Origin of the sequence: Paenibacillus yanchengensis (genome assembly GCF_042684845.1) — a bacterium.
GTDB lineage: Bacteria > Bacillota > Bacilli > Paenibacillales > Paenibacillaceae > Pristimantibacillus > Pristimantibacillus yanchengensis.
This window is the reverse complement of the sequence record NZ_JBHUMH010000006.1, coordinates 94,253-111,171: the sequence shown is the minus strand read 5'-3', so window position 1 is coordinate 111,171 and position 16,919 is coordinate 94,253. Positions and strand designations below refer to the sequence as shown.

Annotated in this window: 13 protein-coding genes and 1 pseudogene; 1 reads left to right on the top strand and 13 read right to left on the bottom strand. The window is 36.4% G+C overall.

The window, feature by feature from the left end; genetic code table 11:
- Positions 1 to 47: 47 nt before the first annotated feature.
- From ACFSTH_RS01200 to ACFSTH_RS01145, 12 genes and pseudogenes are all read right to left on the bottom strand, one after another.
- A complete protein-coding gene (locus tag ACFSTH_RS01200) occupies positions 48 to 4,394 on the bottom strand; it encodes an S-layer homology domain-containing protein (RefSeq protein ID WP_377769246.1) in 4,347 nt (1,448 codons plus the stop codon).
- Between the two features lie 251 nt (positions 4,395 to 4,645).
- Positions 4,646 to 5,131 (bottom strand): small multi-drug export protein, encoded by a 486-nt coding sequence (locus ACFSTH_RS01195; protein WP_377769247.1) that lies wholly within the window; start codon positions 5,129 to 5,131, stop codon positions 4,646 to 4,648.
- A 103-nt stretch (positions 5,132 to 5,234) separates the two neighbouring features.
- Positions 5,235 to 5,906, bottom strand: a complete 672-nt coding sequence (locus tag ACFSTH_RS01190; RefSeq protein ID WP_377769333.1) for an ABC transporter ATP-binding protein — start codon at positions 5,904 to 5,906, stop codon at positions 5,235 to 5,237.
- A 20-nt stretch (positions 5,907 to 5,926) separates the two neighbouring features.
- Positions 5,927 to 6,634 (bottom strand): hypothetical protein, encoded by a 708-nt coding sequence (locus ACFSTH_RS01185; RefSeq protein ID WP_377769248.1) that lies wholly within the window; start codon positions 6,632 to 6,634, stop codon positions 5,927 to 5,929.
- 22 nt (positions 6,635 to 6,656) lie between these two features.
- Positions 6,657 to 7,418, bottom strand: a complete 762-nt coding sequence (locus ACFSTH_RS01180) for a hypothetical protein (protein ID WP_377769249.1) — start codon at positions 7,416 to 7,418, stop codon at positions 6,657 to 6,659.
- A 9-nt stretch (positions 7,419 to 7,427) separates the two neighbouring features.
- Entirely contained in the window at positions 7,428 to 8,225 is a 798-nt protein-coding gene (locus ACFSTH_RS01175) for a hypothetical protein (protein WP_377769250.1), read from the bottom strand.
- 139 nt (positions 8,226 to 8,364) lie between these two features.
- A complete protein-coding gene (locus ACFSTH_RS01170) occupies positions 8,365 to 9,681 on the bottom strand; it encodes a sensor histidine kinase (protein ID WP_377769251.1) in 1,317 nt (438 codons plus the stop codon).
- On the bottom strand, positions 9,678 to 10,391 hold the full coding sequence (locus ACFSTH_RS01165; RefSeq protein WP_377769252.1) for a LytR/AlgR family response regulator transcription factor: 714 nt from the start codon (positions 10,389 to 10,391) through the stop codon (positions 9,678 to 9,680). Before ACFSTH_RS01165 ends, ACFSTH_RS01170 begins: the two co-directional genes overlap by 4 nt.
- Before the next feature lie 220 nt (positions 10,392 to 10,611).
- On the bottom strand, positions 10,612 to 11,619 hold the full coding sequence (locus ACFSTH_RS01160) for an Rpn family recombination-promoting nuclease/putative transposase (RefSeq protein WP_377769253.1): 1,008 nt from the start codon (positions 11,617 to 11,619) through the stop codon (positions 10,612 to 10,614).
- 246 nt (positions 11,620 to 11,865) lie between these two features.
- The gene (locus ACFSTH_RS01155; RefSeq protein WP_377769254.1) at positions 11,866 to 12,813 is read right to left on the bottom strand and encodes an Rpn family recombination-promoting nuclease/putative transposase; all 948 of its coding nucleotides are present in this window, start codon (positions 12,811 to 12,813) and stop codon (positions 11,866 to 11,868) included.
- A 402-nt stretch (positions 12,814 to 13,215) separates the two neighbouring features.
- Positions 13,216 to 14,799 (bottom strand): annotated as a pseudogene (gene abc-f / locus ACFSTH_RS01150) (ribosomal protection-like ABC-F family protein); the annotation flags it as partial.
- A gap of 177 nt (positions 14,800 to 14,976) precedes the next feature.
- On the bottom strand, positions 14,977 to 15,093 hold the full coding sequence (locus ACFSTH_RS01145; protein WP_377793570.1) for an RAxF-45 family protein: 117 nt from the start codon (positions 15,091 to 15,093) through the stop codon (positions 14,977 to 14,979).
- Positions 15,094 to 15,243: 150 nt separating this feature from the next.
- Here ACFSTH_RS01145 and ACFSTH_RS01140 point away from each other — a divergent pair, with 150 nt between their 5' ends.
- Entirely contained in the window at positions 15,244 to 15,606 is a 363-nt protein-coding gene (locus ACFSTH_RS01140; protein WP_377769256.1) for an MmcQ/YjbR family DNA-binding protein, read from the top strand.
- A gap of 221 nt (positions 15,607 to 15,827) precedes the next feature.
- Here the strand turns inward: ACFSTH_RS01140 and ACFSTH_RS01135 are convergent, their stop codons facing one another.
- The gene (locus ACFSTH_RS01135) at positions 15,828 to 16,421 is read right to left on the bottom strand and encodes a YkoP family protein (protein WP_377769257.1); all 594 of its coding nucleotides are present in this window, start codon (positions 16,419 to 16,421) and stop codon (positions 15,828 to 15,830) included.
- Between the last annotated feature and the right edge of the window lie 498 nt (positions 16,422 to 16,919).

The window sequence follows — 16,919 nt, the reverse complement described above, 5'->3', positions numbered from 1 at the left end:
TTCCTTGGCAGATCTTAGTGACCCTTATTGGAACAACCTCTCATCTGTTAGATATTTTTCTCTTGTGCCAGCAGCTTGAGTAGAACGATAACAGCTTCTGCTCTTGTCGCTAACGCATTCGGATCAAATTTATTACCATTCTTACCTTGCATAATACCAAGTTCACTCATTCCTCTAACTGAACCTTTCGCCCAATTCGGGATGAGTTTATCATCAGCAAAACTAGTTGCCTCATTCGAATTAGCAGTCAGCTTAAGCGCATTAGCAACAATATGTGCCATCTCCGTACGAGTCACTCCCACATTCGGACGCAAAGTGCCATCTGCATACCCTTTAATGATGTTTGCTTGCACTGCTTGTGCGATTGCCTCGTATGCCCATGCTCCGATCTTCGCATTATCGGCGAAGTTTATCGCTGCACCCTTACTTGTTGGCTTCAATACGTTATGCAACATCACCACAAATTCTGCACGCGTTACGATTGCATTCGGCTTAAATGAGCCGTCTGCGTAACCTTTTACGATACCAAGCTGGGCAGCTTCCTTCATGCTAACTTCCGCCCAATGACCTTCAATATCATTCAACTTCACAACGTTTATTGGGGTTTCTGGATCTGACTGTTCTTCGACCAGTATCCCCGTCTTCTCGTCCACTACTAGCACAGCGAACACCGTGAAATCATTACTAATATCAGTACTGATACGATTCCCTTTAATTTCACTCTCTTCCACTTTTACCAAAGCTTTTTTAGTATCGTCATAGTAGAAAATAGCTTCTGATTGACCGCTGTTTACTTTTGAAGTATCAAATTTAAGCGACAATGTCATTCTCTTATTGAAATCCTTAGGAAATTTGTGCAGTAACGTATACACATCACTTGCCAATATTTCTTTATTTTCTATAATATGCTGCGTATTTAGCAACTTCTCAATCGTCAGCTCTAACTGCTCGCTGGCATCGTTGGTTGGAACACTTATCTCAATATCGTCACCAAAACTTACGACTCCCGCTCTGCCAACTGGCAAGATCAATTGTCCATTACTTGAGTTAACTGGCAATTTTGTATCTTTTACATACGGAGGTGCTACCTGTTTTGTAACTAATCCGTTGATTGCTCTTTGCAATGCTGCATACACTTCATCGATTGCAGCTTGCAATACATTTTGATCATCCAGTACTGATCCAGCGTCTGCTAATGCTGTTGCAAAATCCAACCAACTTGCATCTGTATAATTTCCTTTCGTCTTATCCTTCTGTGCATGATAAAGTAGTAGCAACTCTCCTTTATCTCCTTCTATTTCCTTAAAGCTAGCCATTGCTATAACATCAGTCTGTACATTTGCCAACGTATACTTACCATCTACTAGCTGAGAAGTTACATCGATATTATTTAACGTTAATCTATCTATTTGGTAATTTTCATCAGGCGTTACTGTAAAAGTAACATCTTGTCCACTTACAACTTCATCTACTGGATTCGCTATCAACGTTCCATTTGTAATACCTGATGCAATCATCACCTTGTTAGTGACTAACCCGTATACCTGTACCTCCAAAAGAGAAATTCCATTATTATTATTCAAGTATCCATCCTCAAACAGTAACCTGAAATATTTTCCTTTCATTGGGGTTTCAAATTCAAATCTTTGAACCGCATTCTCCGAAGATCCAATCCCAGGAGTTTTAGCTTTTGATAAAACAGTAGACCATTCGTCTGTTTCGTTTTCTTTCACCTGAAAAGTAATACTATCTGGCGAGTTTGCAATTCCTTGCCATACATTAAATTCTACTATCGCATGAGTAAGTAGAGTAGATTTTTCCAGATCTACTTCCAACCATTCCTTAACGCCTTGTGGATAGTTCGCCGAAGATAAAGCAGCTGCCCATCTAGTTGACGAATTGCCATCAAAGGCTTTAGCAGCTTCATATCCTGACAATTCTTCGTAAGTGGTGGATGCTTTAGCAGGTTTGTTTAGTGCTAGATTTTTCATTTTCGGAAGTTCTATCCTATATTTTAGTTCTTTCAACTGCGCCAATTGTGCAGGATCAATCACACCAAAACGATTTACCTTTGTATCAAATCCTATAACATATGATTTTTCTATTGCGGTTCTTGTTTGATTTTCAACATAATCTATTGTTTTTGATGTACCAGCTGCACCCCATCCCCAGCCACCCTTTCCAATTGGTCCAAACAAGAAATTTTGAACGTCTGTCGTGTTTTTCGCCCAGCGACCATCATGTGGAAATATATTAAAATCATTGATCTCTCCGGCAGTATAATCATGGTATTCCGTGTTTTTTCCAAATGCAATCGACGGATCTGTTCCCTGATTAAACGTGATAATATTGTAAGGATTGCCCGCTTTGGCAGCGTTAGCTAAAGTGGAAATGTTATATTCCTCTGACATATTATTTTGGCTTTCTAATATGCCACCTGGATACATTCCGTCAAACCACCATCCAGCAATTTTATCCCCATAATGCTCTGACCACCATTTTACCATTTCAACATGTATTTTCTTCGCTTCTTGACCAACTGGACCATTAGATCCACGGATTCCCTTAAGCGCATCGACAGTTACACGATAATCTCCCGGATTCCAATGAGCACTATGTGGAGGATTAGACGGTAAATATAGCATAACCTTAATACCATATGGCGCCACAGCGTCCGCAATTTTCATAGGTAGATCGTTTTCCATAGAAACAGTTTTGGGATTTGCTTCGCCCTCTTTTAATAAGCCTGCTTCACGCAAATATTGATCATAAACTTCATTCGGAGCGCTGTATTCCGCAGCATTTTGTCCCAAAGTTATAATGATATACTTTGCACCCGTTTGACTGATTTGTTCAGCATAACTGTCCGCATCAAATTTTCCAATAAATTCATTCCACGTTTCTTTACTAGCATCCCACTTTTCATTTGGCACTGTCGAAACAAAATCCAGATTTACAAACTCAGAAAGAATATGATGTGAAACGCCATATTGTGCCTCAAGAAACCAGTCCGCAAGTGGATTTCCATCCGTTGCCAACACTGGTCCAGCCACTGTGCTCATCACTGAATTTTTTGCTTTATTGCCGTGAATATCAACAGCATTCACTTCATACTTCAAATATTTCCCTACATATTTGTCTAACAAAATAATCGTTTGCGTGTTAATTCCTGACAGCTTCGAAAATTCTCCATCGATGGCATCCGAAATATACCACTGATATTTAGTCTCTCCTTCTGCATCTTTGTCAGCATCATTAAACGTATATTTTGCTTTCAAAACACCTTTTACATGCGGCTCTACACCTAGTTTTAGAGATTTGTTTTCAATAGTCGCATCAGATACGACTGGTGAACTTCCCGCAGGCAATAGAAAACTCCCCCTTACCTCATCCCCACTATACTTGACAATTACAATAACCGTTTTTTCCATCGAACTGTAATTGACAATCGGATCAAATATAAATTTAACTGTTTGATTTGCGCTTTCATATGTGTATGTTTGAATAGTAGGATTAATTATTTTATTGCCAATTTGAAAAGACAATTGAAATTCCTTCTGTAACGGTTCGCTATTAGGTTTTCCTTCCAATGAAACAACTAACTCACCATCATTAATGGTAGTTATAATAGGACTCACCACATTAATCTGACCCGCTTCAATAACCTGTTTTTTTGTTAAGGCTACATCATACAATTTCAAGTCATCCATTACACCTGTAAAATCATGTTCACTCCAAAGTGATCCTTGATTGTTGACATCTTTTCCTATATACATTGGCATATCTGTTTCTACAAAATCGGCACTAGAGATATCCGTTTTTTTCAGAACTTCCTTTCCATTTACATAATAAATCAGATTACTTCCTTCACGAGTAACCGCAATGTGATTCCATTCCTCTTTTTTAACAGAAGCAGTTCCCAACGCTTCATAATATTCATTGTTTACACTACCGTTAGATACAGATATATTATGATAAATACGTTCATCCTTTACAAGCATTGCTAACTGATTCATTGCATTGCCGCTATTACCGCGACTTACAATTGCCTGCGTCCCTTTCCCCCCTCCATCTTGTTTAATCCATGCCATCATCGTATAAGCATTTTTCGGTTGAAATATAGTTCCTAAATTAATATAAGTACTTGCATTAAATTTGAGTGCATGTCCTTGATCATCTTTCCCTGCGACAAGTGTTGGTTCATTATCTACTACTGTAAACTTAGTATTGTCTGTTGTATTTGTAATCTCGTTTTCCGTCAGCAGATCCATCTCAAAATTAACTACAGGATTTGGAGTCATTTCTTCCGCAGAAATACTCATAGGCATACAAGTCAACATCACAGCCACTATCAATAACTTTGCTAACATTTTTTCCACTTTATTATTTGTCATATGTGCATTCTCCCCCTTAAGTTGCAATACAAGGTCATTTAGACTTTACGAAAACTCATGGCAACAGATTTTATACCGATCCTTATTGTATGCGCTTTCAATTATTTTGTATTTGCACAATTTGGACTAGACCTGTGGATATTTTGTACTTTCGTTCAATCTACACTTCATAATCTAATGAAAAAAAATGCGCAAAGGAGGTTTATTTCCTTCGCGCTTTATCTTTTTAACAACAATATATGACCAAACCCTCACCTTACATAGCTAAATAGATCAATTCCTACAACAGCGAGCACTCCTGCGGCAATTGTCCACAGCAATACACCTATCGTCATCCATAACGTAACATACCGCTTGGAAGCTCCCGACATCAGTGCAATAAATACACCAATATGATGACCGAACAAAAGTGGACCTATGATTGTAACACCGGGCACACCGTATTTTCCAAACAACTTACGAGCACGTTCCATTCGCTTATTTGGACGATCAACCGTCTGTTTCCGATTCCGACGCTGGCGCAACTTATCATATAGTACGACAACAAACAGTACCGATAACCAGTTGCCAAGTGATGCCACAACAATGGTCATCGTTGCTGGAAATCCAATAATAATACCAGCAGGAGCTGCTACATATCCCTCTAAAAAAGGAATGAGCGCAATTAAAAAAACAGTCCCTAACTGGATAAATAGATTCGCTTCCTTCACACCTTCTAATATACTGCCAATATCCATCTTCTAAACCTCCCGATCTTGCCAATAAGCACTATTGTGCACTCTTATCCATACGAGTAGGCATGATCGCATTGTATCATAACTCACTATTTCGAGTCATTATTCACCGTTGAAAATACCTTTCCTTTATTTCTTCTGTTAGTAGCGTTAACTTACCTTCGTCAATAAAGTAAGTGCGATCGCATAGTTCTTCTATATCTTCATAATTATGACTTGTTAATAAGATCGTATATGCTTTCTCTTTCAGTTGCTTTACGATCGCTTTCATATCTTGATATGTTCTGTAATCAAGTGCATTAAATGGTTCATCTAAAATAATAATATTTTGATGCTCCATAATCGCTTGTGCAATGCCCAACTTTTGCTTCATCCCTAGCGAATAATCTTTTACTTTTGTTTTCAAATTAGCATTTAAGCCTACTTGCTCCATCGTTTTTTTAATTTGCTGATCATCGATTTTTTTGTTAATGGCAGCTAAAAACTGAAGGTTTTGCAAACCAGTATACAAATCAATAAAACCAGGCGTATCAATAAAAACACCTACTTGTGCTGGAAAATCAATATCTTTGCCCAACTTTTGGTTTCGAATATACACTTCTCCTTGCTTTGGAGCAATAAAACCACATATTATTTTAAACAATACTGATTTCCCGCTGCCATTAGCACCCACGATACCGACGGTTTCTCCTTTTTCTACTTCAAGATTCACATTTGATAATACCGTTTGTCTAGAAAAAGACTGTGAAACATTTTTTACAACTATATCCTTATACATCACTTGTTCTCCTCCTTTGTTCAGCGAAGTAAAGCTTTACCCAAATTTATTTTTCTAATCATTAGCCAGATTGTAATTAGCGAGCCAATTAAGATAGCAACTCTCAATCCAAACGGAAGACCGCCTACTTCCGCACTTCTAGCAACACTGGAAATACCTGTCGGAAAATAAATAATCCAAATGGCTATAAGGTGAGTTGCTACTACGGTAAAAAATGCAATCGTAACATTCCGCTTTATTGTATAAACTAAAAATAATATTAAAAACTGAACTACAATATCTAACGACATTAATAATAATAGTTCTGCCATTAGTTGAAATTTTAATAAAGAAAATCCATACACTACACCTACTAAACTACCAACTACAAAAAAACTAATCACATACAATATTATCCACACTATACCAATGCTAACAGTCGAATATAACCATACTTTTTTAGAACTCAAGCGGATGATTACTACAGCATCTTGATCGCCTCGTCTATTTTCCAAAAAAACAGCAATGACATACAATGGAGCACTATGAATAGTAATCAGTTCTATAATTTCAAATAGACGAAATCGCCCACTGCCATGTCCATAAAACGTCCGTTGCCAATAATCGAGAAAACTAACGTCATCGATTATCGCTAACTGCTGCGCTTTCCAGCAAGTTACGAGTAAAATAATTACGAAACATAGTGCTATATTTTTGTAACTACATAATTTTTTCCAATAAAATACCATGCGCTGCACCAACCTAAAGTTTTCATTGGCGTAGCCATTTGCTTTGCCAATAATATTTAATAACAACAAAAATAGCAACATAAAGGATGAGCGTACTACTTGCAGTAACTAATAGTTTTCCTGTGTACCATAAATTATGATGAAAAACAATATGATTATTAATGAACAGTAGTGGAATTTCAACAAATGGTTGTAGTGCCGGAACTTTATAACCAAGCAACATAACGATAAATAAACTAATCAACACTATAAGCATCGTTCGCTCCGTAAAAAAATGATGGACAACTAACATAGCAATAGATACCGAAAAAAAGCCAATGATCATAAACAGCGTTACCACTATAATCGCAACCATCGGAGTAGCAAAATAGTCATTTAACAAAATAATTACTTCATGTTCTGTAAGCGACAATTGCTCTACTAAATTAACCGGACGCAAACTAATCGCTACTACAGCAAATAACAACAATTGCACCATTACAAAAATAAAACTTTGTATGAACATAGCACTAACCTGTGCCAAGAAATTTCTCCAAAAATGAGACTGACGGATCAATACAATGTTCGATTGTTGTTTTATTGTTCGATAGAGAAATAAAAAGAAAATGGGAATCATAAAATACATGATGTAATGATGACCTGTCATCATTTCTAATACGAATAATTCCTCTGACAACTCAGAGATTTGCCCCTCACCAATACCAACTAGTAAACAAATAATAATTAATAACCAAATTTGCCGAGAGAAAAATGGTTTTAATTGTACTTTCATAATCTCCATCATCACTTACACCTACATCTCATAAATCGCTTGTTTTTTTATTTTCACAAAATAGAAATAAACAACTACCGTATACAAAACAGCTATTATTGGAGCAACGAGCAATGTAATCGGATATTGGTCATTAATATCCCATGCCGGTTCAAATGAATTTGCAAATTTAAATGGTTGTAATTCCAACACTTCAAATATATAATTTTCTAACAAGAAATACAGAAATGGTCCTGACAAAATAATGAAGATATTACGACTAAACAACGATAATACAAACCCCATAGTAGCCAACACTATTCCTAATAAACCACGCCAAACACTCATCATAAAACCATATAGTAATGGCTGTTCCGCAAACATTTTACCGAAAAAATGATATGCCTTAATTCTCGATATTAACTCTCCCGTTACCGGGTCTATTAAACTCAAATTAGAGATGATTGGCGGTTTTATATATAATGCGACAATCACTCCGATAATCATCGTTAAAAACATAATCGAAAAACTATGCCCAGCAACTATAAACCATTTGGCAAATATGTATTTTCGCTTAGGTATCCGCGACACCGTAAGTAGTATAAAGCGATCTTTCCGTTCATAGTAAAGCAACCAACAACTCGGCAACACAACGATTAATGGCAGGATCAACATAAAATATTCACTTACTATTTGCCATGCTTCCAAATCATACTCTAGCGAATAATTTTTGTATAACGTGCAGGTCAACACAACCATTAATATAATCGATAAAATATGTGAGATGATAATTGGCTTACTCAATTTTTTCCATTCTAGGTGCAATAGTTTTTTCATCATACATCTCCTTTCTTGATATTTACTTTACCGCTAGATATTTTGGAATACAATATACTAGAAACGAAAATAGGGTGTAGCGGAATCGAATGTTATTCATTCCCTTACACCCACCATTCGTTCCCTATTTTTCTTCCTAACATTACGGTAACCAAACTCCAATCGTAATACAATTAGGTTTCGTATTCGTTTCATTTTTCGTTAACACTTTACCATTATACTGGTCGACCAATTGCTTTAATGCAAATAAACCGTACCCTCTCGATTTCGCTTGGCTATTTTTACTAGAATAACCTGGGACAAACAGCTCCATAAATTGATCATTTGTCATATAACTATGGGTATTGGTTACACTTATTTCTAACCACTGTTGCTCATTTTTTAAGCTTACTTTAATTTCTTCCCCTGGCAATGTCGCTTCCATCGCGTTATCCACTAAAATGCCTAAAGCAGTTATCCAATCATATTCATTAGAACAAAAATTTTGGAAATCCGTCTGTATATCCATCGTTAACTTAATGTTCTTCCATTCCGCCAACTTCATTTTAGAATAGAGAAACCCTGCCATTACTTTATGAGAAACTTGTAGTACTTGCTCGATTGCATATTTCGGCGTAATATGTGCGACGTAATGTTGCATTCTTTCTCGAATAACTGCTACATCATGCTCTGTTTCCACAATACTAATAATAGCCAATAAACGATTATCAAATTCATGCTGCTTCATTCTCATTTCTGCAACAAGATCATCGATTACAGGCATATATTGCTCAATAATTGTTATTCGCTGCTCTTCCACTATTTTTTTTCGCTGTTCATACAACATCCATACATTTAAACCAACGACTAATAAAATAGTCAGCAAGACAAGCCATCCATAATGCACTATAACAGCTTGACTAAAATCAGCCATCATAAGCATAGCTACAACTAAAATGAAAGTACTAAACAATACAAGCTTCATCATCACGCTTCTACTCTGCATACCTAGCACAAGTTTCTTTCTAGGCAATAAAAGTATCAACAACACAAATAATAAAGTAACAATTCGTTCAATTAACGCATTCTCTATAAATAAGTAAACGATTAATACACTAACTAAACGCAAACTAATCCAAAGTAAAAAGGAAAGTACTGTTGCATAAATCGTCTCCATCGTACCTGTTTGAAATAACGCACTATTCAAAATTAAAGCTACTGTAAACACCATAATAAAAAACAACCACGAGTGAACAGGAAGTAGTTGATAATATTCAAGATTTGCTTCCTCCAAGTAGATTCCCTTACCACTTACATCAACATCGACTTGAAAAAGAACCATGAATAAAAACATAACAAATGACCATACCAAACTTTGTCTCATCCACTTCGTTTGCTTAAAAACGAGTGATCGAGTAATGATAAAGAGTGCTATAGCATCCAATCCGGTTTGCAAAAACAATGAAATATACGTTATCATCCGATCACATTCTCCATATATTTTTTACCAATTGGTACATCTCGCTGAAACAATGTTAATTGTATCGCGCTTTTCACTTTATCAATTTTATAACTATATTTTAGATTGATGAGATAACTACGATGACATTGGACAAACGAACTACCTGCAACAAGCTCCTTGAGCTCTTTTAACGAATAACCAGAAACGATTTCTACTTGCTCTTGTTCCTCCGCAGTCACTAGATGTATTTCCACCTTTTTACCGAATGATTCCATATACAGGATTTGATCCACGTTTAGTTCTACTATAAATCCTTTTTGCTCCAATCGAATCTGTTTACTTGGTGTACTCAAATGTCGCCTATAAGCAATAACATCTTGCAATACATCGACTACTTCTTGTTTCGTGAATGGTTTAATTAAATAGTAATAACATTTCAGTTCCCGATAAGCTAATAACTCTTCGCCAGCTAGTGCAGTAGCAAATATCATCGGCGTATATGCATATTTCTCTATTGCTCTTAACTGTTTTGCTAGATCAGTTCCTTTATAATCTGCTAACTGTATATCCAATATAAATATATCAATTCTGTTTTCCATCGCCAATTGATAAGCAACAGCAGAGCTTACCGATGTATAAATAGTTGTGGCTAAGTCCAACTGCTGTAATGCTACCTGAAATAACTGTTGAATAGCGATATCATCTTCCACTATTAATACGTTCATCATAAACTATATTTCCTCCTACTATTCACCAATTGCTGACATATCATTTTAGTCTATCCTTCTTTTCTTTCATTGTAAATTACTTCATACAACACCAATTAATAAATAGAAAAAGTTACTCGATTATATACTGTTTTCTCCAGTACGTTTCGAATAACTTTATATTCCTGCTATAAATATGGACTATATTCAATTTCCGCGTTTACACGATTACATCCTACTCTTATTTTTGTAGATGCTTCATTTCAGTAATAGAAAACCCTGTTGTCGCTACAATTACATCTATCTCCATACCCAAAGCGAGCATCCGCTTTGCTATTTCTTCTCTTTCTGCACGCTGCCCTTCCAACTTACCTTTGAGCATTCCTTCTTGCACACCTTCGTACTTACCCTTCAGTAACCCTTCTTGCATTCCTTTTTCAATACCTTGGCGTTCTAAATTGTCGAGTGCTTTTTCAAAGCGTAGCATCTCTTCCTCCTCCTTTGCTGTTTTCATAATTGTATGCAAATTTACCTCTTGCTTTGGGAGTTTGTTTCTTAATATATTATCCATCCAGGTCATTAATTTCTCTTGGTTTTCGGGTGGTAGTTGTTTTATGATCTGCCCCAATTTCCTCAAGCGTACAAGTAATTGCGGCACTTCTTCCGTTTGATCGAGTAAGAAAAACGCTCCTATTGTGTTCGATAATTGCAATAGTTCTTCTTCCGTGTAACGGACAACGTCGATAAATAAATATTCGAAGTTCAATAGCTCTGATTCGAACATTTTCTCGCCTGCTAATAGCTCACGAAACTGACGCTTCGCTTGCCATTCCTTCTCTCCATTATACAACACAATTGGTACGATTGGCGGCAGATGGAACGACTTTTTGTTATGTAATAAGCTAGCATCATTTTGTAATAAGTATCGCCATATTTCCACTTGGTATAACAACAAACGATAAGGCATTCGGTAATCTACAGTAGACTGCAGCTCTAATAACAGATAGAAAATAACTTCTTGCCCATGCAACTTTACACGGTAAACAAGATCAGCTTCTTGTCGTTTAAAATCTTGCAAAACAAAAGTATGTGGAATTTCCTCTACATTTTCCTCAGCTATATCCTCGGTCCAACCACGCTTCACAAAGGAACGGAGTAATTCCACAAACAATTTCTTACTGGATAACAAAAAACGATACGATGTGTCATGTCGTGGATGTAATCCTGCTTCCGTAGGCTCCGATTCCATAGAATTAACTAACCTCCTTTGATTAGCAGTAGATATGAATAACATCAGAAATTTCGATACTTCACAAAATTGATTTTCTCTCGCTATGCTTTGCTACTTTACTTGAAAACAAAAAAATCTCCCTTAGCTATGCAAACAGCGAGCATTACGCAACCGTCCATAAGACGATCACCTACTGCTGCTTGCAGCTAAGAGAGATATAACTAATCCAATTTTCTTCCTTTGTTATATAACTATTTCGTATTTCTATTGTCGAAGCTGTTCTAATTCTACATTCGAAAATCCTGTTGACGCTACAATTACATCTATCTCCATACCCAAAGCGAGCATCCGCTTTGCTATTTCTTCTCTTTCTGCACGTTGCCCTTTCAGCATTCCTTTTTCAATACCTTGGCGTTCTAAATTGTCGAGTGCTTTTTCAAAGCGTAGCATCTCTTCCTCCTCCTTTGCTGTTTTCATAATTGTATGCAAATTTACCTCTTGCTTTGGTAGTTTGTTTTTCAATATATTATCCATCCAAGTCATTAATTTGTCTTGATTTTCGGGTGGTAGTCGTTTTATGATCTGCCCTAATTTCCTCAAGCGTACAAGTAATTGCGGCACTTCTTCCGTTTGATCCAGTAAGAAAAACGCTCCTATTGTGTTCGATAATTGCAATAGTTCTTCTTCCGTGTAACGGACAACGTCGATAAATAAATATTCGAAGTTCAATAGCTCTGATTCAAACATTTTCTCGCCTGCTAATAGCTCACGAAACTGACGCTTCGCTTGCCATTCCTTCTCTCCATTATACAACACAATTGGTACGATCGGTGGCAGATGAAACGATTTTTTGTTATGTAATAAGCTAGCATCATTTTGTAATAAGTATCGCCATATTTCCACTTGGTATAACAACAAACGATATGGCATTCGGTAATCTACAGTAGACTGCAGCTCTAATAACAGATAGAAAATAACTTCTTGCCCATGCAACTTTACACGGTAAACAAGATCAGCTTCTTGCCGTTTAAAATCTTGTAGCACAAAAGTATGTGGAATTTCTTCTACATTTTCCTCAGCTATATCCTCGATCCAACCACGCTTTACAAATGAACGGAGCAACTCCACAAATAGTTTCTTACTAGATAACAAAAAGCGATACGATGTGTCATGTCGTGGGTGTAATCCTGCTTCCGTAGGCTCCGATTCCATAGAATTAACTAACCTCCTTTGATTAGCAGCAGATATGAATAACATTAGATATTTTGATACTTCACAAAATTGATTTTCTCTCGCTATGCTTTGCTACTTTGCTTGAAAACAAAAAAATCTCCCTCAGCTATGCAAACAGCGAGCATTACGCAACCGTCCATAAGACGATCACCTACTGCTGCTTGCAGCTAAGAGATATATATTAAACTACTACTCTTTATTGGTTTTTATAATAGTTACACCATTAGAATAGTTCCTCTCACACCGTTTGTCAATCTGCAAATCAACCTAAATCCAACCTAACGCCGTCTGATTATAGTGTTATAAGATATTAACTTATTTTCGCAACTTCAGTTGCTTTTTTTTCTGTTACTAATCTTGCTTCGACTGTTCCAATCTCTCCATTTGCGTTCTTGCCCAACTATAATTTCCATCAAAACCGTACACCTTACTATCTTTTATCCAATAAATTTTCTCGAACAGCTTATTCAAAAAATAACGATCATGCGATACTGCTAGTATCGTGCCACTGTAGTTGTCTAATGTCTGTTCTAATACTTCCAGTGAGTCAATATCAAGATGATTTGTTGGCTCATCCAAAACAAGTAGATTCGTATCTTGATGCATGAGCTGTGCAAGGCGTAATCGCATTTTTTCACCGCCACTAAGTTGCGAAACTTTTTTAAAAACAGCAGGACCATAAAATAAAAATGTAGCTAATATGTGCCTTGCTTCTCCTTCTGTTACAACTACTTCTTTTCGAAATACATCTATAATCGTATTATTAACTTCGTCTGTGAAGACATGTTGCGACAAATATCCAACTTTCACATTACTCCCTAACCTAACTTCCCCTGCATCTGGTAGCACTTGCTGTAACAGTAATTTAATCAATGTTGATTTCCCTGTCCCATTATCTCCGACAATCGCTACTCGCTGTTGATACGTCACATGCATATTCACTTGCGTAAATAGCCGCCTAGTCGCAAAACTTTTTGCTGCTCCTTGTACTACAACTACGTCTTTACCGCTACGATCCGCTGCTTCTATCGCTAAATTCATTTTTTTACGCTGCAACGTCGGTCGATCCAGTTTTTCCATTCTCTCCAATGCTCTCTCCATGTTTCGAGCACGCTTGTGCAACCCTTCACTAGGAGGATTGGCACGATTTGCCCATTCTTTTAACCTTTTTATCGCCTCGCGCATCTTTTTAATTTTCTTCTGCTGCTCTTTGTAATCATGAAACTCCTGTAGTAATTGCGCTTCTTTTTCTAACATATAGTTCGAGTAGTTTGTATTAAACTGCTGGATCGATCCCTCTTCCAAATCCAATATGGTCGTCACCATCTCGTCCAAAAAATAACGGTCGTGGGAGACGATAATGACTGTACCATCATAGTTTTTTAAAAAAGCACTTAGCCACTCTACTGCCCCCAAATCCAAATGATTCGTCGGTTCATCTAACAACAAAAAATTCGGCTTTTTTAACAGCATATAGGCTAGCCCGACCTTTGTTTTCTCTCCGCCACTAAGTGCTGCGAACGATTTTGATAACAGCTCCTGCAACTGTAAACCACCAACGACTCTATCCACAGCAACATCCATATCATAGCCATCTTTTTGCAAAAATTCTTCTTGTAGCCGACCATATTGTTCCATTAATGCTGACAATATTTGCTCATTTGCTGTTGCACTCATTTGTTGTGCAATTTCTAACATCTTTTCTTCAATAAATAATAATGCTTCAAATGCACTTTTTAAAATTTCTGCCGTCAGCAACTCTGGTTCAAAATCAGGAATTTGCTTCACATACCCGATTTGCGTTTGTTTTCTCCAATGAATCTGACCACTATCTGGTAATTCTTCTCCTGCTAGCAATTTTAATAGTGTCGTTTTTCCACTGCCATTTCTGCCGACTAAACCAACCCGTTCTTTTTCTTGAATTTCAAAAGATAGTTGTTCAAAAATAATATTTCCACCTAACATTTTACTCACTTGCTGCACACTACATGCCATCATCGTCATCGAATCCTCCTTAGAAATGAAAAAAAGCCATAGGAAAAACATTTCCCATGACTTCATTACAATTTTGGTCACAAAAAAGAGGAGCATGAAAGCTCCCCCTAAGACCAACCTTATATTATGATAGGTTTAGAGATGTTTTCACCGTTTTATATTTACTATGCAATTGTTAAAAAAGGACACACTTATCCCGTTAACCATTGCAACAGCAAATTTTGAACGGTTGAACATTAAAAATGTATTCCAAAATCCGTTCATTAAAACTTGATTCATCTCTAAACCCACCTCCATTTCGTAACAATCTACCTTTTACAATATCATCGTTAATATATTTTTTCAAGTAATGATGAAAATATATTGCAAATTAAGCTATACTAAATAATATTTCAACTACAGGAGTGGTCCATAATGAATATTGATGAACGCAAACAAGTAATGATTTTACACGGTAATACGAAACAAGGAGCGGAAGTTTATTTTCGAGAAGATTGGCAATGTCATTACTTTTCCTTGCTCGGAAAATGTTTTGGCATGATGAATAATGAAGTGATAACACTTAAAGGTAACCCCGACGAAAATGAAATGTTACGTATAACCTATCAAGATGTCGTTCCAGGCTACTATGCTAACAAAACACATTGGAATTCCATCTACTTGCATACGACCGAACTTTCTAGCGATGAGATAAAACATTTTATCGATCTATCCTATGCACTCGTGTATCAAAAACTTACTAAAAAAGAAAAAGCAACTATTACAGAATCGGAATAGCGATTGCTTTGTAATTCAGCCCCTATTATTACATTATTTTGATGTCATATGACATTTTCACACTAGTAAGTTTGACATTTATTAACGTAATATATAGCTATTAAGCACGTTAATAATGCGCATCCAAATAAAAATTTATACAGGCATCACTACCCTTCTATGATGAAATTTCCACTTGGAATTATTTCTATTATTAGTGTAGCTGTCCTTTAATAGAGCTCTTACTGTTTATTTAGTAAGAAACGTTCTTTTAGTGAAGATGAGGAAATGACTAACATACACGGTGTTAATTTTTTCTTATTACGCTGTATGCGTTTATTTCCTTCTGGATGTAGCACCCGGAGCAACATACGAAGATATACAGTAATTATTCGCTGCTGCCACTTTGATTCTATCGGATGTTGTTCAAATCCTAACCCATGAGTAAGACCACGACGAAGTAGGGTAATCCCCATTAACGCTTGTACTTTCTTTAACTCCGATTGATTGTCTATCTCAGAAGCCATTTGTACCATCGCATGTTGTAACATCCGTGCAATACTCAAACCTGCTTGATCAGCACCGACGGTTCTCGTTAACTTTAACACCTGGCTATTGTCAAGATGAAGCTCTCCAATCCATTCACCTGCTACTATTTGTTGCCCATTTTTTAAAATGACACCTTTGCCGTTGTACTTTTTTACAACTAATTTACATATTCCAAATCTCCATATTGATTCGCTTCGAAATTTCGTTAAAAAATCAAATATTCCTTCCCATACCATCCACATAAACTGTATAGAAAATTTCATTGCTTTCATAAGTGATACTGTCATTTTTCCTCTCTCCTTCTGCATGAATCATTTCATGAGTACAATTACTATGCTAGCCCTCTTTATGTCATAATAGCTAGTACTATATTGTCATATGACAACCTTACTTAAATAAAGAAGAACTCCATTACCATGAAATAGACCCGTACTACAGATGATCCAACATATTAAACACAAGAGTCAACAAAGTTGATTAGTTCTAATTTTACAGTAACCACTTGTTCACTTGCAATCACCTATTACTTATTACAGCATGAAAGAGACGCATTTTATTATTCCTTCTCAGTTTGTGCTAGTTTAAACAACTTATGCTATAGTTATTTTATTACATATTACCTATCTAAAGTGGGTTGATGAGAAAATGCTATCCAGCATGGCATTACAGCTTATAAACGGGAGAACTGTTAGGATCAATATTGAGCATACGCCTAATTACAGTGAAATTTCCTCATTAATAAATAACCGGTTTTCGTACCTTCGTCCACTAATGTCTCTTTCAAG

Excerpts from the sequence above, each read along its gene's own strand:
- ACFSTH_RS01200 (WP_377769246.1), bottom strand. The coding sequence starts at position 4,394 with ATGACAAATAATAAAGTGGAAAAAATGTTAGCAAAGTTATTGATAGTG.
- ACFSTH_RS01195 (WP_377769247.1), bottom strand. The coding sequence starts at position 5,131 with ATGGATATTGGCAGTATATTAGAAGGTGTGAAGGAAGCGAATCTATTT.
- ACFSTH_RS01190 (WP_377769333.1), bottom strand. The coding sequence starts at position 5,906 with ATGTATAAGGATATAGTTGTAAAAAATGTTTCACAGTCTTTTTCTAGA.
- ACFSTH_RS01185 (WP_377769248.1), bottom strand. The coding sequence starts at position 6,634 with ATGGTATTTTATTGGAAAAAATTATGTAGTTACAAAAATATAGCACTA.
- ACFSTH_RS01180 (WP_377769249.1), bottom strand. The coding sequence starts at position 7,418 with ATGATGGAGATTATGAAAGTACAATTAAAACCATTTTTCTCTCGGCAA.
- ACFSTH_RS01175 (WP_377769250.1), bottom strand. The coding sequence starts at position 8,225 with ATGATGAAAAAACTATTGCACCTAGAATGGAAAAAATTGAGTAAGCCA.
- ACFSTH_RS01170 (WP_377769251.1), bottom strand. The coding sequence starts at position 9,681 with ATGATAACGTATATTTCATTGTTTTTGCAAACCGGATTGGATGCTATA.
- ACFSTH_RS01165 (WP_377769252.1), bottom strand. The coding sequence starts at position 10,391 with ATGATGAACGTATTAATAGTGGAAGATGATATCGCTATTCAACAGTTA.
- ACFSTH_RS01160 (WP_377769253.1), bottom strand. The coding sequence starts at position 11,619 with ATGGAATCGGAGCCTACGGAAGCAGGATTACATCCACGACATGACACA.
- ACFSTH_RS01155 (WP_377769254.1), bottom strand. The coding sequence starts at position 12,813 with ATGGAATCGGAGCCTACGGAAGCAGGATTACACCCACGACATGACACA.
- ACFSTH_RS01145 (WP_377793570.1), bottom strand. The coding sequence starts at position 15,093 with ATGAACGGATTTTGGAATACATTTTTAATGTTCAACCGTTCAAAATTT.
- ACFSTH_RS01140 (WP_377769256.1), top strand. The coding sequence starts at position 15,244 with ATGAATATTGATGAACGCAAACAAGTAATGATTTTACACGGTAATACG.
- ACFSTH_RS01135 (WP_377769257.1), bottom strand. The coding sequence starts at position 16,421 with ATGACAGTATCACTTATGAAAGCAATGAAATTTTCTATACAGTTTATG.